This is a genomic window from Paenibacillus sp. FSL R10-2782, from assembly GCF_038592985.1.
GTDB classification, from domain to species: Bacteria; Bacillota; Bacilli; order Paenibacillales; family Paenibacillaceae; genus Paenibacillus; species Paenibacillus terrae_C.
On record NZ_CP151951.1, the window covers coordinates 713,357 to 735,983 of the forward strand.

Consider the following 22,627-nt stretch of genomic DNA (forward strand, 5'->3'; position numbering starts at 1 on the left):
GCGCTTGGTACACTTATTATGAGCGAGGCGGGTATACACCCTGAGTTGCGATGTAGTAGTTCACGTTCGGCATTGGAGAAGCCCCGCGCAGGTCAGGTAAAGCAAAGGTGGTTCTTCCATCGCCACCAAAATTAGTGCCCAGCAGAGAGAATAATACCTCATTTTGCGAAATGCTCAAGAGCTGACCCTCGCATTTTAACCATCCATTAGGAGCATAAGTATACGGGTACAACGTAATTTCTCCGATATAAGGCTCATACCCCGCGTGTGCCTGCTTGGGACTTACCGCCGTTCCTCCAACCAAAATGACCGCTAACAAACTCAACACAGCGGTTTTCTTCCAAAAATGCTTCTTCATACTTGCAACCCCTTTCAGATTCGAATAATGGACAAAAAAATCAATGAATTTGTGACGCTAGTCATGGAATGAAATGATACTATCATGGAATTGGGTTTTTGGCATCGCTAGACACCCATCAAATCCACCATTTTATACCTTTTATTAGGCGAGAATTTTATCGCACCAAGTAAGCATTCCTTAAAGGGAATATTCCTTGTTATGTCTCGAATGTGATCTGATGGTGAGGTGCGGATCAATGTTCATGCATTTTTTTTTCTAATCCCGGTAAATATATATACAAAATCGTATGTAGGCGAAGGGGGAAGGGACAGTGTGGCAGACAATTGTAACTCATATACCCAAATGTACAGTGTTAATGCAGGCTATCTTTTTGTCCCTTGTATCTTTACTCATCTTGTTGGCGTTCGACAAATTAAAACAGTCGATGGCAGAGAAAGCAGACGCAAGGAGCAAATAGAACTGCTCGAAGAATGCGACCATACAGAGGAAAATGCTCACGTTCCTGCTGAAAGCAAAGATTCGAATGTACGTAGGAATGAGGACGAGAGCTATTCTGAGGATTATGAGGCGAATGTAACGAAGATGAGACAAGCCATCACGGATATGGCTGATGTTAACGAAAAGTCTATTTTTCTGGATCATTTACAGGCTAGGGTGAGTCTGTTTTGTGTAGATGGCTTAACGGACAGGGCTAGCATGGATCAAAATATAATAAAGCCATTGTCAGAATCGGTATTGCGAGGTCCACGGATTGGCTTCACAGAGGTACTCAGCGATAATACAGCCTTATTTCGCAGATACGGAGAAAGTACCGAACTGGCCATGCATTCCTTCAAAGTCGGCAAAAGGGTGCAAAAGCAGCTTATGGTTGTCTATTTCAGGGACATTGCTAATTCTGAGCTTGTAGAGGAGGTCAAACGACGGATCAAAACCATTGGTGTGGATGAAGTCATGGAATCAGGCTATGTAGAGCAACTCATCGAGGACAATTTTCTCAGTCCTTTTATGCAAATTCAAAATACGGAGAGACCTTCGAAAAATGAACATAAAAACGAAGTAGGCGGAATGGTGCTGTACAAGCGAAGCGGTCGCTTTTGTCCCCGGATTTCTACCCCACTATAGATTTTATTCCAGAAATCCGGGGGCGGTGGCGATGGGGAGCACCATCCGACTGCGCAGTGGCGCGATAGGTAACTTTTAAGTTCGGCTTATACATTTCCCTAATTCTCTTGGATAGCAATTACGGTTTAATCAAACAGCGGCAGCGTTTCTTCCAACCACGTAATATAGCTTTCTTCCCGATTAATGGCACGGCTCAGCACCAGATAATGTCCGAATTGTTCAGAGTCGGGAGATTGAAGGTTTTCGTCCAGCAGCCGGAGTGAAGTCTTGCTCTCGTATAAATGCTCCAGCTTCTCTTTGCGTTTGGCAATCTGGTCCTCGAACAATCGCTTGTTCTCTTCTTTCGGGATGGCTGCTGAAAAATATAGCATAAGCATAAATTCATCCTTTTCCGTTTCCGGTAAATCTTTGGGACTCAGCAGCCATTCGGTCAGCTCCCGGGTTCCCTTGGGCGTGATGCAGTACAGCTTCTTTTCCAGCTTGGCTCCTGTAATGGAGGTGCGATATTCGATTAACTCTTCTTCGGTCAGCCTTTTGAGCTCAGGATAAATCTGACTGTGCTTGGCGCTCCAAAATTGCCCGATTTCCTTCTTGAATTGGCTCGTAATATCGTAGCCGCTCATTTCCTCTTTGTGAATTAGGCCCAGAATGGCATATTTTAATATACGTTTCAACGTAGCTCTCCTCGCAATGCGGTATTTGACAGTAGTATACCACAGTGCTACAATTTATATGTAATTAAAAACATGTTTAGATTTACATGTTTAAGATTCTATACTTATTATTTTTGCATGATGTTCAATTCATGACAACTCATAATACGGAAAGAAGGATGCAGGATGGACAAGTTTATCGGCAGTCACATGATCTACACCTACGAGAATGGTTGGGAATACGAAATTTATATTAAAAATGAAGACACAATCGATTATCGCATTCATAGCGGCATGGTAGGCGGACGTTGGGTACGTGACCAGAAGGTGAATCTGGTAAAGCTGGTGGAGAATGTGTACAAAGTGTCTTGGACCGAACCGACTGGTACTGACGTTTCTTTGAACTTTATGCCAGAGGAAAAAAGAATGCACGGCATTATTTTCTTCCCTAAATGGGTTCATGAGCATCCGGAAATCACTGTACGCTATCAGAACGATTTTATTCCGCTGATGGAAGAATCACGTGAAAAGTACGAAACCTATCCCAAATATGTTGTCCCTGAATTTGCAGATATTACATTCATAGAAAATGCGGGTGTAAACAACGAAAAATTGATTTCTCAAGCACCCTACGCAGGAATGACAGACGATATTCGTGCAGGTAAGCTGCAAGCATAATCAAGCATTTGCTGATGGTGTAAAGCCTGGGTCTGTGATGAGCAGCTCAGGCTTTTTTGTGCTGATTGGAGAGAGGGGGATTATCAGTGAGCGGGATTTAGAATGAATAGTAGACCAGACCATGCTCGATCAGATAAGAACGGCTAATCCGTGGTTTGACGATGGGCGTTGCAAGAGAGAGACTTTGCAGGTTCACGTGGGTGGTCAGGTCGGATAAGGCGGACAGAGCCAGCTCTGCTTTGACATGTCCCCAGTTGTCAGCGTGGTGCTGAATATATTGGTGAGCCTCGGTAAAGGATAGACCCTTGAGCAAGGTAAACACGGAAGCCCATCGGACGAGGTCGAAGGTTCCTTTGATTTCAGGTAGCTCATATTCTGCCATACCTTGAGCGCCGTTACACGACATGGTGAGCAAGCCACAGCAGCGGTGCTGAACATGTTTAGAGTCTGGAAACTGACGATAGTCATACTGAATGATTGCCATGGAACCAATCCGTAATTGAGTTGCTTTGGACGTTTTGGGCTGGGCAAGCGTCATGCTCATGCTAGAATGACCTCCTTCGATTCACCGTAAATAGGGATGGGAGAATCATACGTCACAGCGGATGTAATGTAAATCACAAACAAGGGCTTAAAATGAGGATGAGTAACGAAAACCGACTTTTAATACTCATGAAAGCGGATACTTTCATCCGTTTCTTTTATTATCTTGCCGATAGTCCTTTATAATGACAAAAAGACAACCCCGGATATCCTTATCCCGGGGATTGTCTTTATGCTCTCTTAGATCCAAAAATCATAAAACTGATCGCGGCTAGAACCCAGACACCAATACCGCCATAGAGCATGATCAAGCCAAAGCCGTGCACAAGCGCTGCATGGACGACGGCTCCAGACGCATCCAGTGAGGATAGTTCTGGCAAACTCTGCTTGAGAGATACAGTATTTCCGACGGCTATTTTTTCGGCTACAGACCGCAATTGCACTGCATTGAGAGTCCCGGAAAGGGCACCCTTCAAATAGGACAGAATACCTTCCTGCAAGATGAATCCCATCACAGCGATGTTGATGGCTAGACTGATCAATCTGGCACTCATATCTATACCGGAAGCCATGCCTGCACGGGCACTCGGGACAGAGCCGGTAGTCGTGTTGGTCACAGGCGTGTTGGTTAAGCCCAGTCCTATACCAGCCAACAAGGAGCCAGGGAGCATGGTCAACCAACTGGCGTGATCGCTGCCGCTGCCATATTTCATTAAAATGAAGCCCATACCGAGGATGAACATACCTGATGGAATGACTATGCGCGGCTGATAGCGGAGTGAAAAACGCTCTGCCAGAGGTGGAATTACCAAGGTGGGCAGAGCATAAGCCAAGAGAGACAGCCCGGCGGGTACGATGCCGTAACCCAGGCCACTCTGGAAATAGATCGGCAGATAGATCATGAACGGCCAGAAACTGAAGTTCATGCCGATGGAGCCAAGGAGAGCGCCAGAGAAATTACGTATCTTGAATACGGAAAAGTCAAACATCGGATGGGCGCTGAGCTTTTCCGCAAATAGAAAAATAATGAAACTTATTGCTACTGCAATAAGGATGCTGATGGATGCTCTGCTGGTAAAGCCGAGTTCTGGCCCTTGCGTGATAAAGTATGCAAGGCCAAAAACTGTCAACGAAAGCGTGATGATGCCGATAATGTCCAACTTTTTCACCTGCGGATCGCTGGACTCCTCTATGCCACCGAAAACAAGAATCAAAGTGAGGATGGTCAACGGAACGTGGACCAGGAAAACCCAATGCCAGTTCAACACGGCCACGATCATGCCGCCGATGATAGGTCCAAAACCGAGGCCGACACCGAACACGATCCCCCATATGCCAAAGGCTTTGCTGCGTTCTTGTCCTTCCTGAAACCGATGTGAAAGAATTGCTATCTGGCAAATCTGCATCGCACCAGCACCCACCCCTTGAAGAAACCGGCTGATGATCAGAACCGATGTGCTTTGCGCCAAGCCACAAATCAAGGATGTAATACCGAACAAGACGAGGCTGATAATAAAAATACGCCTCCTTCCATACCGGTCAGCCAGCGTTCCAACAGCCATCAGAACTGTGGCACATGCAATGGTGTAAGCGTTCATAATCCATTGCATATCCTTAAGATCGCCATGCAATACTTTTTCCAGAGTTGGCAGTATCACTGGCACACTGGAAATTTCGAGGCCGAACATCAATGCGGACAAACATATAGCGGCCAATGCAATGATGTTTTTGCGGGAGAAGGATAGGCTCACTGCGAGGTCCCCCCAGACTTTTGTTCATCTGCTACTGTTCCTGCCTTATTTAATACGTATTTGCTCAAGGGCAGCCATCCTCTCTATCTTTTCATGTTTGGTTCACCTTATCGATGTGAGTTTTATTATATAATCTATTTCATTCATTTTACATAACGCAATCAATCCATTATGATGACTATACAAAGTAATTAAATGAATTTCTCATAAAAACGTTAAATTTAAAGGAGAGCATTCAAAGTGGATCATGTAGACAAACAAATCCTCTTTCATCTTCAAAGTCAGGCAAGGATTTCAATGACGGAGTTAGGAAAATGCGTGGGTTTGTCCCAACCTGCTGTAACAGAACGAGTTAAACGAATGGAAGAAAAAGGGGTTATCAAGGAGTATCGCACTATCATCTCTCCTGAAAAAATAGGAAAGGATACGGCAGCCTATATATTGTTTCGGACTAGAGATTGCCATGCATTTCTTGATTTTGTCCATACATCTCCACATGTTGCCGAGTGCCACCGTATAAGCGGAGAACACAGTTATTTATTAAAAGTAGTGACCAGCTCGACGCGCACCCTCGAAGAGTTTAGCAACCAGTGTGATAAGTATGGAACCTACACGAGCCTGCTTGTCATGTCGTCACCGATCGATCATAGACTTCTCATTCATTCTCTGGAAGAAGCAAGTGGAGCTGCTCATTCAGAAAAAGATTAAGGATGAAAGAAGACACCCTCGGGTATCGGTATCCCCGGGGGTGTCTTCATCATGAAAATATATAGTTAAGCTGATTAAACGGGCGTTACGTCCTGAATCGCTTCTTCTTCTTTCCAAATCACGTTCTCGCGATAGTTTGATCCCCAATCGTACATCGCTCTCAGTACCGGAATCAGGCTTTCGCCATGCTCGGTCAATGAGTATTCCACATGCGGAGGAACGACAGGATAGACTTTACGAAGAATGAGTTGATCCTCCTCCAACTCGCGCAACTGGTTGGTCAGCATTTTTTGCGTAATGTGGGGAATCAGCTTTTTCAGTTCACCGAACCGCTTGGTGCCTTCTAGGCCGAGATGCCACAAAATAATCAGCTTCCATTTTCCGCCGATGACTGCGAGAGTTAATTCTTTATCACAATTAATCAGCTTCAAATCAATCCGGTCTTTTACAGTAGTGATGTTCATCGACCTCCTGTCCGTAGTTACTCTAAGTATACTATTTATGGCTACTATACGCAAAAGGGGATACATCCATTTTGGAAACTAACCATACTTTTGGATACGGATGGACCGGACAGTGACGAGTAATGATTTGTGAGCGTTTGGGAAAGCTATGACGGTTAAAAAGGAATGACGATGGTGTTAAATGATTCCGGCTCCAGCTCAAAATGATGTGTACCCTCTCCAGCGGACAGATTCAGCACACGTGATTCGTAGAACGGGTTGGCAATGACCACTACCGTTTGTCCGTCAGCATTGCGGAAAGCAACGACATTTCCCGTCCATGATCCATGGAGTCCAATGCGTCTCGCACCCGGCAATACAAAATGAGAAAAGTGCTTCATCACGTAATATTCCGGGTTCAGGGTACGCTTACGATCCGCCGGATCAACGGTGATCATCGAATTTTGCTCCCATCCCCATGTGCTCTTGCCTTTCGGCTCCAAAACCATGTTCCAGTAAATATAAGCATTCACGCCATTGGTGAAGTAGTGCTGGTACAGGTTATATACATATTTGGCATAGTCCCACGAATTTTCTCCGTTCCCGCACTCATTTTCTGTCTGCATGTAACGAAGCTCGGGATAGCTGGCTACGGTGCGCTGGATGGCGTTTTTACCTGCCCACTGATAGCCCACGCCCTTAATATATTTGTAGGCCTCTGGGTCACTCAGCACGGTATGGGCATATTCATCGAACCCGGTGGATGTTTTCTTCATTAATTCTTCCCACGGATCGGGGGCATTAATGGTACCCAGCCAAATTTCAGTATCCAGTCCGTGCTCCTCGAAGGCAGGGCCCAAGTAGTCGCGGATAAATTCCCGCAGTTGTTCTCCGGTCCATACACAGGAAGGGAATTTTTGATCGGCAATGACTTCATTTTGAACATGGACCTGATGAATCGTAATGCCTGCCTCGCGGTAAGCCTGCACAAATTTGACGAAGTATAATGCATACGCTTTCAAAATATCCTTTTCCCAGCGCAGTGTGCCATAATTGTAGGCCTTGGGCGATTTCATCCATGTCGGCGGGCTCCAGGGTGAAGCGAACAGCTTCAAGTCCGGGTTAAGTTGTAATGCTTCCCGAATAAAAGGAATGAGATACTGCTGATCACGCTCGATGGAAAAATGCTTCATCTCCACGTCGCCATCCGTTTCATTGTGGCTGTACCATTCCAGCGCGTAGTCACTGGCTCCAATAGGGAGTCGACAAATCGTGAATTTGTGCTCGCCCTCCGGGTGGAAGAGAGAATGAAGCACCTGCGCCCGTTCGTCGCTCTTCAAATGATTCAAGGCCACATAGCTCAGTTCATTAAAACAGCCGCCAAAGCCTTCGACGAGCTGATGCGTTTCCCCCGTAATGGTCAGGTTGGCCTGCTCTTGGGTTTCGCTAAGATGATGAGATCGGGATTGCCAAGCTTGAGCTTTGGAAGTGGAAAACCACTGAATGGTCTGATTGGACATATATTACCCTCCTGTGAACGCTTTTTGTATCTCTTCTTATTATAGGGTAGGATCATAGGAGATGAGATGGTCTGAGCCAAGACAAATTTGCCCTAATCCAAGCTGGATTCTGCTGATCAGAAGTGCCAAGAACACATAAAGAACACATGTCTTTGGTATGCTGATGTCCTAGAATGACCGAAAGAGGTAAGTCAATTGAAAAAAAGGGTTCTTCTCGTCGAGGATGAAATACGAATCCGTGAAGTCATTGCGGATTATTTTAAACAGAATAATTGGGAAGTCTATGAAGCAGGCAATGGAAAAGATGCGCTTATCTGGTTTGATTCGGTGCAGCCCGACCTGATCATACTCGATATTATGATGCCGGAGCTGGATGGTTGGCAGGTATGCCGTCAGGTTCGCAGCCGTTCCGGGGTGCCGATCATTTTACTGACCGCCAAATCCGGTGATGATGATAAAATATTGGGCTTTGGGCTGGGAGCAGATGACTACGTTACCAAGCCTTTTAGCCCCAAGGTGCTGATCGCCCGCGCGAACGCGCTGATGAAACGGGTAGAGGGCCATGTGCTGCCTGAATCACATGTCCAGCGGTTCGGCACGGCGATTCTCAATACGATGGCTCGTCGGCTTGAGGTGGATCAGGCGGAAGTCGAGCTGACGCCCAAGGAGTATGAGTTGCTGCGGCTGCTTATACATAACAAAGGTATGGTCATTTCACGGGATGCGATACTTAGCCGGGTATGGGGGATCGACTTTGAAGGAGACACACGGGTCGTGGATACGCATATCAAAAAGCTGAGAAGCAAGCTGGGCCGTGAATCACGCCATATCCGAACTGTTTTTGGTACAGGCTACAGGTTTGAGGAGGAAGAATGAACAAACGGGGAGTTACCTTTAAATTGTTCATTATGACCGTTGTATTTTTTCTTTGTTTTTACGGCATGGTGATTTTGAGCCAATTGCTGTTTTTTGAAAAATTTTATCAGCAGCAGAAGATTGGACGCGTGGAAAGCCGTTTGCAAAGCTTTGGTCAAAGCTATGTCAAGGAAGTTTGGGGCTCCGACAAGGTTTCACGGGAGGCAGCCCGTTTTATGTTTCAGAATAAGAATCAGTTGGCGATTGTCACTTTGGACGGCAAAGTAAAGCTGGATGACCCGTTCCATATCAATCTCAGAAAAGCAGACGGACAGATCGTTAAAATATCGCTGTCTCTGTTTATGAGCCAATTTGGAGATGAACTGAGGGCGGCCCGGATTCAGCCGGGCGACTCATTAACCGTTGAAGGCGAAGTGTTGGAAACCAACGGCATCTCTTCTGCCCATTTCATTTATCCGACAGGCATTCAGAAGCCTGGCTCCAAACCTATAGGAACGACATCGGAAGAGGCGAGCACAGAGGGCGGTGTAAGGTTGTCCGGTACGGTGACAGAAATTGTGCTGCCGGATCTGAAAACCTGGAGCCAGCGGCAAGGCTTGCTGTTTAGTGCTTTGGAGGAATGGTTTCCTTTGTCGCAGACCCATTTGGAGAAGCTCAAGAATTTTGAAGTGCTGGAGGAAGAGTGGACGGAGCCTTGGACGGGTGTGCGTAATGCAGTCATTGTCCATCCTGTGCGACAAAGCACCGGAGAGATCGACCTGCTGTTCACAGTGACATCGTTGCAGGAAATCAGCGAGACGAATGAAGCTCTGCGCTGGTTCTATCTGTACTTGGGCATCGGGGGTTTTGCGCTGATTCTTATTTTGTCCTTGTTCTATTCCCGAATGGTAACCCGTCCGCTTATTGCCTTGAACAATACTGCCAAACGGATGGCTAAGCTCGATTTTACAGCCCATACACCGATTCGGCAAAATGATGAGCTGGGCAGCCTGTCCTACAGCATGTATACCCTGTCCCAGAACCTGGACACCGCTTTGCGCGAGCTTCAGGAGGCTAACCAGCAACTGGTTGAGGACATGGAGCAGAAACAGAGGATGGAGGCTGTGCAGCAGGACTTTTTTGCCAACGCCTCTCATGAGCTGAAGACCCCGCTTAGTATTGTTAAAGGCTTCGCAGAAGGGCTACAGGATGGCGTTAGTGCCGGTAAGCAGGACCACTATATCAAGGTGATTGTGGAGGAAGCGGACAAAATGGAGCGACTGGTCAAGGATATGCTAGATCTCGCCAAGCTGGAGTCCGGTACTCTCAAGCTTCGCAAAACGACCTTTATACTGAGCGAGCTGGTGGAGGAAGTTGTGGATAAGCTGTTCCATCTGCTAAAGGAAAAGCATCTGGAGGCGGTCATTATCCCTGCGAATGAGCTGCCGATTCATGCCGATGCCGGATGGCTGGAGCAGGTGATTTTCAACTTCGTCATCAATGCCATCCGGCATGCCGATGAAGGAAGTTCGATTACGATCCGTATCGAAGGCTCCGGGGAAATCAATACCTTTTCCATTGAAAATAAAGGGGAAACGATTCCCGACGATCAGCTGGAGCAAATTTGGGAACGCTTTTACCGGGCCGAGCTTTCACGCAGCCGTCAGACAGGGGGAACCGGACTGGGACTGTCGATCGTCAAACGGATTTTGGATTTGCACGATTTTCGCTATATGGCGGAGAATACCAAGGATGGCGTTCGATTTGTCGTCATATTCGGAGGTTAAGCTATGGCAAAGGAGTCAAGCAGTATGAAATGGAATTGGTTACCCTCACTATGCACGATTGCAAATCTGGGGGCAGGGGTACTATCCCTGTTTTACACGATTCATGAGCAATATACGACCGCTTTTATTCTGATTATGGTGGCTGCCTTGTGGGATGTGCTGGACGGTTTACTGGCAAGGCTGCTGCATTGCTCCAGTGATTTTGGCAAGCAGCTCGATTCGCTGGCAGATGTAGTCTCATTTGGCGTTGCCCCTGCTTTCTTGACCTTGTTCTACCAACTGGGAGGTACACATTGGATGGGGCCCCTTGTGGCTGTTTTGTTTGTGATATGCGGTGCGGTAAGGCTGGCAAGATTCAATCTGTTAGCTTTTAGTAAAGGCTTCGTAGGCATGCCAATTACGGCTGCGGGTGTGATTTTGTCCTTCATGTTTTTATGGAGTGAGCATTTGCGGCCCGAATTATTGCTTGGGCTCATGGTAGTGCTTTCTTTCCTGATGGTTAGCCGTATTCCGTTCCCGTCCTTCAAAAAATAACCGATCAGGAGGTGGCACCCTATGGAATGGGCCATGAGTATGATTACACAATACGGGTACATTGCTATTTTTGCACTTCTTGCTCTCGGAATTATCGGCCTTCCGATTCCTGATGAAATTATTATGGTCTTTGTCGGCTATCTGTCCTCCATCATGGTACTGAATTATTCAATGTCTGTACTGGTCAGCTTTATGGGGGCCATGACAGGCATGATGATCAGCTACACACTGGGCAAAAAGCTGGGACAGCCTTTGGTGGATAAGCACGGCAAGTGGTTCGGGCTGACACCAAAGCGGTTTGCAAGGGTGAAGGCGTGGTTTACACGCTTCGGGCTGTGGACCATTCTGGTCGGTTATTTCATTCCGGGAGTCAGGCATGCGACAAGCTATTTGTCTGGAATTAGCGCAATGCCTGTTCGAAAATATATGCTGGTGGCAAGTACAGGTTCTCTCGTATGGACCCTTATTTTTATCTCCATTGGTTATGTTACCGGAGCAAATATACACTTTCAGTAAGGCTATACCAAAAGTAATGTAGCATTTTTCATGTATTCCACCGATAATAATAAAGAAACGGTACAACCAGTGAGGGGATCTGTAGTGAACGCTTTTATGAAGCATACTGAAAAATTACCTAGTTTTCTGCAAATGATTCTGAATATCTCGTTGTTTCTGGTCGGACTGATTTTAAGCTTCTTGCTGCTGAAAGAAACATGGTCCATTTTCTCCTATGTTTTCTTGTCTACAGAGTTGGATAAGAATTACTACGAATTCACGGATGAGCTGCTTGTATTCTTTATGTATTTTGAGTTCATCGCATTAATTGTTAAGTACTTTAAAACTAATTTCCATTTTCCTTTACGTTATTTCATCTATATTGGCATTACGGCTGTCATCAGGCTCATTATTGTAGATCACGATGATGCCAAGAATACATTTTGGTGGTCCATTGCCATCCTGATCATGGTAGGTTCTCTATTGATCGCTAACAGTAAATTGTTAAAAAGAGAAAGCTGATCGTTAGGACAGATTACAAGGTTGACAGTCAAGAAGGAGAGAGGGAATAAAGACGAATGGTAAGAAATTGGATGAATCATGCGGGTGTTAGGCGGGGAGCCGTCCTTGCGATAATCATTTTGGCGTTGTTTTTATTAAGAAGCATGATGAATATTATTTTGTTAACCCTGCTGCTTACGATCCTGATCGGCAGTATATATAACGGAGTGACCAAGCTGATTAAGCGGTTCGCCAATGTGCCGCCTACGATTGTGCTGCTACTGGTGTATGTGGTGCTGATTCTGATCATCGTATGGGGAGTTTACCGGATGGTGCCGCTGATTAGCGTGCAGGTCAAGCAGGTGTACCTCATGATTCAGCAAGCATATATGTACCCGGATCGTAACAAATGGAACGAAACGATTATCGAATTTATGAATACGCTGAATGTTCAACGACTATTTGAGCCTGGCTTGAATGCAGTCATGAAAGTAAGTCAATTGGGCACACAACTGCTGGTGTCGATTATTTTGAGTTTATTCTTCCTGATGGAAAAATCCTATATTACACGCTTTACAGCTACGTTTAAGTATAGCAAGCTAGGGTGGTTTTTTGAAGAAGTGGGTCACTTTGGCCGCATGTTCCTGGATACGTTCGGGAAGGTGCTGGAGGCTCAACTGCTGATTTCACTGATTAACTGTATATTGACCACAATAGCGCTCTGGATTATGGGTTTTCCCAATCTGCTCGGTCTTGCATTGATCATCTTCGTATTGGGTCTGGTTCCGGTGGCAGGTGTGTTCATCTCACTGTTGCCGCTCGGTCTGATCGCCTTTAGCGTCGGAGGCATTCATTATGTTATCTATCTGATCATTCTGATCGTGGTGATCCATGCGATTGAAGCCTATTTCTTGAATCCGAAGCTGATGTCATCCAAAACCAATTTACCGATTTTCTTTACCTTTGTTGTCCTGATTTTCTCTGAACATCTGATTGGGATTTGGGGGTTGATTGTTGGTATTCCGCTGTTCGTCTTCTTCCTTGATCTGATCGGGGTACAGCGCAAGCAAGAGAAGGATACCTGATTTAACGAATGCCTGCGAAGCCGCAGGCATTTTTAAATTCTGGGTTATCTGTAGTACACTGAGTATAAAGATGTTGCCAGTTAAATAAGGAAACGAGATGATAAGGGTGGATCAGAAAACCAAGATACTGGCTATATCGGGGAGCCTTCGTCAAAAGTCCTCCAATACAGCCTTATTAAAGGCTACCATTGGGTTAGCGCCAGAGAATATGATATTTACGATGTATAACGGATTGGGTGAGCTTCCTCATTTTAACCCGGATCTGGATGTAGAAGACGGGCCGGCTTCCGTCAAGGAGCTGCGGGAACAACTGAAAGAAGCGGATGGGATATTGATCTGTACGCCGGAATATGGGAATGGTGTTCCGGGTACTTTGAAAAATGCATTGGATTGGATCGTTTCTTCGGGTGAATTTGTAAATAAACCTACAGCAGTTATTAGCGCGTCACCTTCTCCTATGGGGGGGAATCTGGCCCATGCCTCTCTGTTGCTCACACTGCAAATGATCAATGCCGAGATTGTGGAAAATGGAAAGGTCATTATTCCGCATATCACATTGAAGCTAAACCAGGAAGGCGTAGTTACCGATTCTGAAACCAGGCAGGAGTTATATGCATTACTTCAAGGGCTTGAGCAAGCTTGCTCAAGATAGACAGTTTAGAGTAAAACAAAAGCAGACCCTTCATGAACACATCATGGAAGGATCTGCTTTTTAACTTAATTAAATGTTAGATAGTATCCAATAAGCTCTCATATACCTTTAATCGGGCATATACCGTTTCAAGTATCGGATATGCATCATTACTGCCAGAAGCCAATGCAAGAAGTGAACCATGCAGGTGACTCGCTTCAATCGGAAGCTTTTTATGCATATCACGCTGCATGGATGACATCATCTCCGGTCGTAAGGACTCCATCGTTTTCAATGTATGAGCTTCCATCTCTGAATCAATCGGCATCCCTGCGTTGCGAGCAAGTGTGACCATCTCATGCAGCAGCTTTTCGTATATAGCACGTGACTCTGCCGTGGCAAGTATAGTCCCGACAGAGGTATCCATTAGTGTTGTGATTCCGCTCAAGCTGGCAACAAATATATATTTCTGCCAAACTTCACGCTGGATATCCTGACTGCGTGTGACTATGAAGCCTGCATGATCAAGATGATTCAGCAGTATTTGTGTACGCTCTGATTGCACACCGTTCCATTCACCGAAGACGATACGGTGGAATGGACTTGTCTGAACGACAGAACCATCATGATCTAGCGTAGTTTCGATATAACAAAGTCCGCCTAGCACTTTTTCCGGCCCGAACTGCTTGCGTAAAGAGTCAAAATGTTCATAACCATTAAGTAACGGAAGAATGATGGTACGTTCACCGATATAGGGCTCAAGATCGAATTGCAATTGGGGCAGATGATACGCTTTGACCGCAACGATAATGCAGTCGAACGGCTCGACAGCTTCACCATATGTAATAGTACGGATTGGCGTCTGGAAATCTCCATGAACACTTTTAACAATCAGACCGTTCTCTTCCAACTGAGATTTTTTGGAAGGACGTACGAAGAAGGTCACGTCTTCTCCTTTTTGAACAAGACGTCCCCCGAAGTAGCCTCCTATCGCCCCTGCACCTACAATCAAAAATCGCATCATAGGGTCCCTCCCTTTGCTTTTGCATTCCCATACAGTCGTTCTACTACGTTCTCATCTGCTTTAAAAACACGCTCTTCGCCCGGAAAAGAGCGATCCTTCACGTCCTTGACATATTGCCCGATGCTGTCGCGGATCAGAGTACCTATATCCGAATATGTTTTTACGAACTTTTTCTCCCGGTAAGGAGAGGAGTATTGCAGCATGTCATGGTGGACTATACCAGCTTCCTCAGCCAAACGAGCAGATGGATAGTCATACGCCGTGATCATGCTTATAGGTAAACCTTCTCGTTTCATTTTCTTCAATTGCCAAATATTAAGCGCTTTTGGGGTTGCCATGGTTACATCCAATCCTTTCCCTACCTTTGTTTTAGATCACAAAAAAAACCTTTCAGCACATGGCCGAAAAGGTCCGAAAGGCAAAAAAAGAGTCAATTTGCGACCGTTCTTTTGTCTCGGTCCTTGCGGATCAGAGCAAAATCCAACGAGTTCACCTCCATAGGCTCACACATCTACATATTGAATTACACTAAACTAGAGTACCGTTCGAAGTTGTCGATACAGCCTCTCACGGAAGTATATCAAAATATAGGGTTCTTGCATAACTTTCTCTGCAATACGAACAGAACAAGCCCTTCCAACTTCCTGATAGGAAGTGAAAGGGCTGTTCAGCTTGCAGATACAGTATATGAAATATCGCTCAAAGCTTTAGGAAAGGTAAACGACCATTGAGAAAATCCGGGCAGAACGGCGGAAAAGGGCATAAAGAAATCCCGTCAGCATTAACGCCCATAGAACAAGGTCCACAATCGGAATCGTCCCGAAGATCACTCCTTTTGCCTGCGCGTCATACTCTCATTGTAGCATGGACGTGATGTATTTGAAGAGCATGAAGATGATATAATAGGGCACAAATAGGTTTATAGGGCGATGACTAGAGCAGAGGAGAGAAGGCTGATGTATGAGAAGATTGTGGCATATGGTCTAAGCAAAAAAGAAGCGATAGAGGATTACCCTTTTGGTCCTGAGCCACTGGTGCTGAAGGTGGGAGGCAAAGTATTTGCTCTCCTAAGGGAAGCGAATGGAATTTGCCAAGTATCTTTGAAATGTGATCCGGTTATTGCGGAAAACCTGCGCGAGCAAAACAAGGCGATTAAGCCAGGCTATCATTTAAATAAAAAGCATTGGAACACGGTAACGGTCGATTCTACTTTCCCTCTGGAGGATTTGTACAGCATGATCGACCACTCGTACGATCTGGTTTTCAAAAGCTTGACCAAAGCGCAACGTGAAGCCATTACGATGAGAATACGGGCAACCGATCTGTGAAAGGTGTGTTATAAACCAGCATACCATCTTTGGCGAGGTAACCGATGGAATGGAGCATGTCGAAGCACTCAAGCGGGGAGACCGGATGCTTGATATCGAACATTTTTACTTGACAGAAAATACTTAAAGATATATTCTTAATTTAAAGATAACTCATTTAAAAATAATATCAAGGAGTGGAACTGGACATGGGCGAATTGGTAAATATTATTCAAGAGAGAAGATCTGCTTCTAAATTTATGCCTGATGTTGCAATAGATAAAAAAGAACTGGAAGAAATATTCCAGCTAGTGAAGTTTGCTCCATCGGCTTTTAATTTACAGCATGCGCATTATATCGTGGTACAGGATGCAGATACAAAACAAAGACTGCATGACGAGGCAAGCAAGCAGTATAAAATATTAACGTCTTCGGCCGCAATTGTGGTGCTCGGGGATACAGAGGCTTATACAAAAGTAGCTGAATATAATGAAGGCTTTCTGAATCTAGGCGTCCTGAGCAAACAGGAATATGACAGAGAGGTGGAATCGGTGACCCAGTTCTATCGCCAGCGAGGACCTGTCTTCCAAAGAGAAGAAGCGATCCGCAATGCCAGTCTGTCGGCTATGCAGTTCATGTTGATTGCCAAGGACAAAGGCTGGGACACTTGCCCAATGATCGGCTTTGACCCGGAGAAGGTACAGGAAGTATTGAATATTCCAGAAAATCTCGTGCCAGTTATGCTGATTACCTTGGGCAAAGAGGATGAATCGGGTCAGCGGCCACGCGGATATCGCAAGCCGGTTGGACAATTTGTGAGCTATAACGGATTTTGAAATTTATTAAATACATGAGTCTAACAAAAGGAGTGATTGAAATGTCATTGAAAACCGCAGGAATTCACCATATCACGTCCTTTGCAGCAGATCCGCAGGGCAACGTTGATTTTTACGCAGGCGTGCTTGGACTGAGATTAATTAAAAAGACGATCAATTTTGATGCTCCTGAAGTATATCATTTGTATTTTGGTAATGAACAAGGCAACCCGGGAACGATTATTACCTTTTTTCCGGCTCCGGGTACACGCAAGGGTAAGCTCGGAGGCGGGCAAGTAGGAATTACAACGTATGTAGTGCCGCCGGGTACTCTGGATTACTGGGAAAACCGCTTGCACAGCTTGAAGGTATCCTTCACGAAATCAGCTCGTTTCGGCGAATCATTTATTCAGTTTCAGGATAATGAAGGCTTGCGTCTTGAACTGGTGGAGCGGAAAGAAGGCCCGGCGAACACGTGGACAGCAGGCGGTGTACCTGCGGATAAAGCCATCAAGGGCTTTGGCGGTGCCGTGCTGTTCAGTGCTAATTCCAAGCATACGCAAGGTGTACTGGAGAATATTCTGGGCATGACTCCCATCGGAGAAGACGCTGATGCAGGCTACATTCGCTATCGGGCGACTGGGGATTTGGGCAACCTGATCGACATTCCGGTCAAAGATGTACCGTGGGGCAACGGTGGCGCGGGTACGGTTCACCATATCGCCTGGCGTGCACAGGACGATGCGGAACATCAGGTGTGGAACGAAACGGTTCGCCAGCATGGCTTTGGGACGAGTGGTATTGTGGATCGCCAATACTTCAATGCAGTATACTTCCGCGAGCAAGGTGGTATTTTGTTCGAGATTGCGACCGATCCGCCCGGCTTCACTGTAGATGAGGAATTGAATGAATTGGGTCACAAGCTGATGCTGCCTGAGTGGTATGAGCCTCAGCGTTCCGTGATTGAGTCTAATCTGGTTCCCGTTGAAGTTAGAGTATTGAAGCAGGATTAATCATGATGGTTCAGATATATAAGGATAAGTAACAAAAGGTCCAATTGCGGGGTGGTTCTACCGCAATTTGGACCTTTTCGTTTTTGGATTTTTCCAGTGGGCCATACTCCATGTGCTGTCTCAATAGTTCGGCTTCATAGCGGTTAAAGCTGCCTAGATCATTAACAGTTCACGAATCTCCAGCTCAGTTAGTGCCGAAATGGTTTCTTGTCCCGGCTGGATAACCTGGTCGATGAGATTTTTCTTTTTTTGCTGTAATTCATACATCTTGTCCTCTACGGTACCTTGTGCGACGAGACGAATTACCTGCACGACTTTTTTCTGGCCCATCCGGTGGGCGCGATTGGCAGCCTGCTCCTCTACAGCAGGATTCCACCACAGATCATACAAAATGACGGTATCTGCTCCAGTGAGATTCAGGCCGGTTCCTCCTGCTTTCAGCGAAATCAGGAACAGATCGCGTTCTCCTTCATTAAAACGGCTGCACAACTCCACACGTTCCGAAGCGGGAGTCTGCCCGTCCAGATAAAAGTAGGGCACTCCTTCCTGAGCCAACTCGCGTCCGATCAATCGAAGCATCGTCGTGAATTGTGAAAAGATGAGCATCCGCTTGCCCGAACTAAGGCATTCCGTAATGATCTCAAGCAACTGCTCAAACTTGGCTGAGCTTCCGGTGTAGCCCTCGATGAACAAGCCCGGATGACAACAAAGCTGGCGAAGCCGGGTCAGCCCCGCAAGGATCTTGATCCTGTTTTTCTGGAAGCCTTCCTCATTCAGATGCTTTAATGTCTCATGCTGGAGCTTGGCCAGATAGGCCGTATACAGCTTCTTCTGATCCGGCAGGAGCCGCGACACCTGAACGGATTCGATTTTTTCAGGTAGCTCCTTCAGGACGTCGCTCTTGAGGCGGCGCAGCAGAAACGGCCGTACCCGCTTGGCGATCACATTCCGGGTGAGATTGTGAAATGCTCTTTTTCCACCGGGAAATAGCTCGGGAAATACAACATCGAAGATGGACCATAGCTCCTCCAGTGTATTTTCCACCGGTGTTCCGGTAAGGGCAAAACGGTAACGGGCTGTTACATCCTTCACAGCCTGTGCCGTTTGGGTGGCATGGTTCTTGAATGCCTGCGCCTCGTCCAGAATCAGCGTGTGGAACGATAGCTTGCCGTACAAGTCTGCATCCCGACGCAGCAGAGGATAGGAGGTGATGATGACATCATACCGCGCTGCGTCCCTAATGATTCGACTACGCTCATCCGCGTTACCGTCTGCAATGGCGACGCGGATATGGGGTGCAAACTTCTCCAGCTCATTCCGCCAGTTGTACACCAGTGACGCAGGAGACACGATGATGGCTGGAAGCTGCTGCTTACGGATTTCCGGCAGTACAGAGACGAGGAAGGCGATGCTTTGCAGCGTTTTGCCCAGTCCCATATCATCTGCCAAAATGCCCCCGAAACGGTAATGCGCCAGCGTCTTGAGCCATTGAAAGCCGTAAACCTGATAATCCCTCAGGATCGGTGCTAGTGTGTCGGGTACTGGAAAGTCGAGATGATCGGGATTGCGTATATTCTCCAGCAGTTGGCGAAACGTTTTACCCAGCGTCAGGTTCTTCCCTTGATCATGGGGATCTATTAAATACAGTCCTTGCGTAACGGGTATGCGAATTTGTGCGGCATCCAGGTCGCTTTTGCGAATTCCCGTTTCGTTCATGAACCGGATCAGTTCCATGTATTCCTCTGTTTCCAGCGGCAGCAAAGCGCCATTCGGCAAGCGGTGATATCTTCGCTTTTCCTCCAATGATTTTAGCAGCTGGCGGATTTCGGATTCCGGAATGCCTTCGATATCAAATTTAAATTCAAGCCAATCGGTGCGTTCGTCCAGCTCTACTCGTACCTTCGGGGTGGGCAGGGTATTGTTTATTTTCGATTTAACAGCACCTGTGGCATATACCTCTACCAGCTTTTCCAGCTGTGGCACCGTATGATACAAAAAATCATATTCCGCATCCTCATCTTCCATAACATATCCACTGTCTGTCTTGGCGAAGGAGCTATGCTCCATCAGATCCAAAATCTGCTGTTCCTGCTCTCCATCCCGTATCAGAATGCGCTCGTTGTCAGGTTTTCGTTCGTCGATCTCCAGTGGGTTCATGATGATCTCCCCGTATTGGAACTCTAGTCCAGCCAGCAGCTTGTCTCTTACCCGATCCAGATATAGCTTCGCCTTCAATGGCTGCTGTGTGACCCGCTCAGAGACAGAACGTGTCATATGGACACGTCCAAGCTTCATCAGCCCGGGAACAACCTTGTCCATAAAGGACTCCATCTGTTCCGGCGCAATCTGAATCTTCCGCTTATGATGGACTTCGACCATCCGTTTTAGCTCGGACAGACGTTGCAGCGGATCATTCTTTTGCTTTACGAGCTTGCCCTCGGCAATGACGATGCCGTAGTCCTCCATAATGGTTAGATCATCCAGTCCTTGAATGCTTAGCTGGTAGCCTTCGGTGTCAGCCTCGGCTTTATCGAATTCGAATTGCAGCGGCAGCATGTTGTCCGACTGAGGAATGCCCTCGGTTGTGTTTCCGTGAATTTCAAATTGGATTCCCTGTGCTGCTGCCAGCAAGGGGAACAGCTTTTCCCAAGCCGCGGGTGGAATGAGCAGCATCCGTTCTCCACTCATATGGCTGCCAGAGGATGAATACGTACCCGAGGTTTCTCGGATCATGCTCTCATTACGGCGAACCTGAACCAACTGCTGAAGAATGGCGTCATGTTCGAGTCTAAATCGGTACAACTGAGGCTCGTATGAAAAGTTTCTTGTAAACATGTAGCTGTCACCACGATCAATGCTGTCGAGAAAAGGTCGTATTTTCTGAACGATATACAATCGTTTGGGTCCTGCTTTCATCTCTATACCAAACACGTACTTCTGGTAACCATAGGCAAAGGGACGAATCACAAACTGAAAATCCAGAATAGCGCGGGTATCCAGCAGGGTAGGGGTGCTGCGAAGCGGCTTCTTGCTGCTGAATAGCTTTAGCATACTGTCGGTCAGCTGGAGGTCGCTCTGCGTGATACCGGAGAATCGTGCCGCCCGGGCGTGATCATACTGAGCAGCGGTAGCGGTATAGATTCCGTCTGCTTCAGTTCCTTGTACTGAATCCTGGGTCATGCCCGAATGGAGTCTGGAAGCATAAGAACGCACAGACATACTTTTTCCGCTCAGCATTTCATGGACGTTAATAAGAACAGCGGCAATATGCTTACAATACCGTCCAGTGGTCTGAAATGTGCTACAGGTGCATTCCGCGCGGATACTGCCGTTGGGGCGGATCATAGCGGCAACCGCATAGAAGCGACTTCCTTTGATCGTAGCCTCATACACACCATCATCATGATCTATTTGCGTGAAGGCCACTCTTTTGGCCCGATAATAGGCGTCCCCGTCGTCATAAGCGGCTTGACTGCATAGCTGTCTAATGACCCGCCGGGTAAGTTCAAAGCTCATGGCTCGCAATCCTCTCCTGAGTCGTTCCGTTTTCTTTTATGATAACAGAACAGGCGTAATCGTGGACACATGCGGATGGTTATTTGTCCGTTTGGAATATTTTGATATTGTTTTTACAAGCTGTACATAGCAGGATACAATGGAAGTGTATAGAAAGGAGGCGGACGTTTTTGCAAGAAGAAGATAAAAAGGCTAATTCCAAATCCGGCTCATCCAAATGGTATCTAGGCAGTGCGGCGGCGCTGCTTCTTTTGAAAGGGAAGTCGTTGCTAGCTCTATTGAAATTTGGTAAATTCGGCGGTGCGCTGATATCTATGGCGACGACGATTGGCTTCTACGCGCTGCTGTACCCGTGGGGGTTTGCGGTTGGTTTTGTGCTGCTGCTGTTCGTGCATGAGCTGGGGCATGTATGGGCTGCCAAGCGGAAAGGGCTTCCCGTATCGGCACCGTTGTTTATTCCTTTTCTGGGTGCGCTGATTACGATGAAACGGCATCCCCTGGATGCGCAAACAGAGGCGTATGTGGCGATGGGCGGCCCGTTACTGGGAACGGTTGGGGCTATGGCGGTATATGCGGGAGCCTATGCAACGGACAGTCCGCTATTGTATGCACTGGCGTATGTCGGTTTTTTCCTGAATCTGCTCAATCTGCTGCCAATTCACCCGCTCGACGGTGGACGAATTTCCACGGCAGTAACGCGGTGGTTGTGGCTAGTCGGCTTGGTGGGTGGAATCGTCGTCATTGTGTATTTAAAATCTCTTCTATTTTTCCTGATATGGGCGCTCTTCGCCTACGATTTGTACAAAAAATATGTTAAACGCAATAAAGGAGAGGTCAAGGTCCTATCTTCATTGCAAAAGCCGCTGGTTAACGTACAGCATCTGTATGAGCAAGGATACCCGCTACCCGGACCGGAGCATACCCGTAGACTATCCTTTAATACCTACTCGGATCTGGAAGGACAGCAATATGTGACGGTGTATATGGAAAGTCTGGATGTGGAGCAGACGCTTTTGCTGCCACAGCAGTGTCTTGTCCAGGATGTACGGCTGAATGGTGTGGAGCATATCCCGACACCGGATGCGTACCAGCTTAAATTGCTGTGTGAGATTGACTACCTTCCGTTTGAAAATGATAAATATTACGAGGTACCCACGTCATCACGCTGGAAATTCGGGATCGGTTATTTGGGGCTGGCCTTGTTCTTAATGGCGATAATGTATGTGGTGCATCAGCATATTGGGGATGTAAGGCTGTGACCCGAATACCCTGAAGGAGTAATCCT

Annotated in this window: 21 protein-coding genes and 2 pseudogenes; 14 read left to right on the plus strand and 9 right to left on the minus strand. The window is 46.7% G+C overall.

Annotation, left to right across the window (positions count from 1 at the left end):
* Positions 1–16: 16 nt before the first annotated feature.
* Positions 17–358, minus strand: a complete 342-nt coding sequence (locus NST83_RS03210; protein WP_342416548.1) for a tail fiber protein — start codon at positions 356–358, stop codon at positions 17–19.
* Positions 359–671: 313 nt separating this feature from the next.
* Between NST83_RS03210 and NST83_RS03215 the strand changes: the two are divergent.
* Positions 672–1,393: pseudogene (locus tag NST83_RS03215) on the plus strand (spore germination protein); the annotation flags it as partial.
* A gap of 215 nt (positions 1,394–1,608) precedes the next feature.
* Here NST83_RS03215 and NST83_RS03220 read toward each other — a convergent pair.
* Positions 1,609–2,157 (minus strand): PadR family transcriptional regulator, encoded by a 549-nt coding sequence (locus tag NST83_RS03220; RefSeq protein WP_137061482.1) that lies wholly within the window; start codon positions 2,155–2,157, stop codon positions 1,609–1,611.
* Between the two features lie 165 nt (positions 2,158–2,322).
* Between NST83_RS03220 and NST83_RS03225 the strand changes: the two genes are divergently transcribed.
* A complete protein-coding gene (locus tag NST83_RS03225) occupies positions 2,323–2,814 on the plus strand; it encodes a phenolic acid decarboxylase (RefSeq protein ID WP_014279672.1) in 492 nt (163 codons plus the stop codon).
* 97 nt (positions 2,815–2,911) lie between these two features.
* Here the strand turns inward: NST83_RS03225 and NST83_RS03230 are convergent, their stop codons facing one another.
* Both NST83_RS03230 and NST83_RS03235 read right to left on the minus strand, forming a co-directional pair.
* A complete protein-coding gene (locus NST83_RS03230; protein WP_342416549.1) occupies positions 2,912–3,358 on the minus strand; it encodes a hypothetical protein in 447 nt (148 codons plus the stop codon).
* A 229-nt stretch (positions 3,359–3,587) separates the two neighbouring features.
* A complete protein-coding gene (locus NST83_RS03235) occupies positions 3,588–5,108 on the minus strand; it encodes an MFS transporter (RefSeq protein WP_342416550.1) in 1,521 nt (506 codons plus the stop codon).
* 240 nt (positions 5,109–5,348) lie between these two features.
* Between NST83_RS03235 and NST83_RS03240 the strand changes: the two genes are divergently transcribed.
* A complete protein-coding gene (locus NST83_RS03240) occupies positions 5,349–5,816 on the plus strand; it encodes an Lrp/AsnC family transcriptional regulator (RefSeq protein ID WP_137061485.1) in 468 nt (155 codons plus the stop codon).
* Positions 5,817–5,890: 74 nt separating this feature from the next.
* Here NST83_RS03240 and NST83_RS03245 read toward each other — a convergent pair whose 3' ends face one another.
* Complete coding sequence (locus NST83_RS03245) at positions 5,891–6,280, minus strand: helix-turn-helix domain-containing protein (RefSeq protein ID WP_137061486.1); 390 nt, start codon at positions 6,278–6,280, stop codon at positions 5,891–5,893.
* 155 nt (positions 6,281–6,435) lie between these two features.
* The gene (locus tag NST83_RS03250; RefSeq protein ID WP_342416551.1) at positions 6,436–7,779 is read right to left on the minus strand and encodes a glycoside hydrolase family 30 protein; all 1,344 of its coding nucleotides are present in this window, start codon (positions 7,777–7,779) and stop codon (positions 6,436–6,438) included.
* A 195-nt stretch (positions 7,780–7,974) separates the two neighbouring features.
* Here NST83_RS03250 and NST83_RS03255 point away from each other — a divergent pair, with 195 nt between their 5' ends.
* The 7 genes from NST83_RS03255 (at position 7,975) to NST83_RS03285 (ending at position 13,688) form a co-directional block, all read left to right on the plus strand.
* A complete protein-coding gene (locus tag NST83_RS03255) occupies positions 7,975–8,655 on the plus strand; it encodes a response regulator transcription factor (RefSeq protein ID WP_342416552.1) in 681 nt (226 codons plus the stop codon).
* Positions 8,652–10,421, plus strand: coding sequence for a HAMP domain-containing sensor histidine kinase (locus tag NST83_RS03260; protein WP_342416553.1), 1,770 nt, complete (start codon positions 8,652–8,654; stop codon positions 10,419–10,421). The genes NST83_RS03255 and NST83_RS03260 overlap by 4 nt, the downstream gene beginning before the upstream one ends.
* A gap of 24 nt (positions 10,422–10,445) precedes the next feature.
* Positions 10,446–10,955 carry a CDP-diacylglycerol--serine O-phosphatidyltransferase gene (gene pssA / locus NST83_RS03265; protein WP_137061596.1) on the plus strand — a complete coding sequence of 170 codons (510 nt, stop codon included), beginning with the start codon at positions 10,446–10,448 and terminating at the stop codon, positions 10,953–10,955.
* A 21-nt stretch (positions 10,956–10,976) separates the two neighbouring features.
* The gene (locus NST83_RS03270; RefSeq protein ID WP_342416554.1) at positions 10,977–11,471 is read left to right on the plus strand and encodes a DedA family protein; all 495 of its coding nucleotides are present in this window, start codon (positions 10,977–10,979) and stop codon (positions 11,469–11,471) included.
* A gap of 84 nt (positions 11,472–11,555) precedes the next feature.
* On the plus strand, positions 11,556–11,972 hold the full coding sequence (psiE, locus tag NST83_RS03275; RefSeq protein WP_137061491.1) for a phosphate-starvation-inducible protein PsiE: 417 nt from the start codon (positions 11,556–11,558) through the stop codon (positions 11,970–11,972).
* 56 nt (positions 11,973–12,028) lie between these two features.
* Positions 12,029–13,036, plus strand: coding sequence for an AI-2E family transporter (locus NST83_RS03280; RefSeq protein WP_342416555.1), 1,008 nt, complete (start codon positions 12,029–12,031; stop codon positions 13,034–13,036).
* A gap of 97 nt (positions 13,037–13,133) precedes the next feature.
* Positions 13,134–13,688, plus strand: a complete 555-nt coding sequence (locus NST83_RS03285) for an NADPH-dependent FMN reductase (RefSeq protein WP_342416556.1) — start codon at positions 13,134–13,136, stop codon at positions 13,686–13,688.
* Positions 13,689–13,764: 76 nt separating this feature from the next.
* On the opposite strand, the gene NST83_RS03290 is transcribed toward NST83_RS03285, so the two are convergent.
* Together NST83_RS03290 and NST83_RS03295 are read right to left on the minus strand one after the other, a co-directional pair.
* Complete coding sequence (locus NST83_RS03290) at positions 13,765–14,688, minus strand: ketopantoate reductase family protein (protein WP_342417861.1); 924 nt, start codon at positions 14,686–14,688, stop codon at positions 13,765–13,767.
* Positions 14,688–14,909, minus strand: a pseudogene (locus NST83_RS03295) (3-methyl-2-oxobutanoate hydroxymethyltransferase); the annotation flags it as partial. The pseudogene NST83_RS03295 and the gene NST83_RS03290, both read right to left, overlap by 1 nt.
* A 738-nt stretch (positions 14,910–15,647) precedes the next feature.
* Between NST83_RS03295 and NST83_RS03300 the strand changes: the two are divergent.
* The 3 genes from NST83_RS03300 to NST83_RS03310 all read left to right on the plus strand — a co-directional run bounded on the left by NST83_RS03300 (position 15,648) and on the right by NST83_RS03310 (position 17,826).
* Complete coding sequence (locus NST83_RS03300; protein WP_342416557.1) at positions 15,648–16,019, plus strand: MmcQ/YjbR family DNA-binding protein; 372 nt, start codon at positions 15,648–15,650, stop codon at positions 16,017–16,019.
* A 188-nt stretch (positions 16,020–16,207) separates the two neighbouring features.
* Positions 16,208–16,834, plus strand: a complete 627-nt coding sequence (locus NST83_RS03305) for a nitroreductase family protein (protein WP_342416558.1) — start codon at positions 16,208–16,210, stop codon at positions 16,832–16,834.
* Positions 16,835–16,875: 41 nt separating this feature from the next.
* Positions 16,876–17,826: a ring-cleaving dioxygenase gene (locus NST83_RS03310; protein ID WP_342416559.1), complete on the plus strand. Its 951-nt coding sequence runs from the start codon at positions 16,876–16,878 to the stop codon at positions 17,824–17,826.
* Positions 17,827–17,979: 153 nt separating this feature from the next.
* On the opposite strand, the gene NST83_RS03315 is transcribed toward NST83_RS03310, so the two are convergent.
* Positions 17,980–21,342: an SNF2 helicase associated domain-containing protein gene (locus tag NST83_RS03315; protein ID WP_342416560.1), complete on the minus strand. Its 3,363-nt coding sequence runs from the start codon at positions 21,340–21,342 to the stop codon at positions 17,980–17,982.
* 170 nt (positions 21,343–21,512) lie between these two features.
* Between NST83_RS03315 and NST83_RS03320 the strand changes: the two genes are divergently transcribed.
* A complete protein-coding gene (locus NST83_RS03320) occupies positions 21,513–22,601 on the plus strand; it encodes a site-2 protease family protein (protein ID WP_342416561.1) in 1,089 nt (362 codons plus the stop codon).
* Positions 22,602–22,627 lie beyond the last annotated feature (26 nt).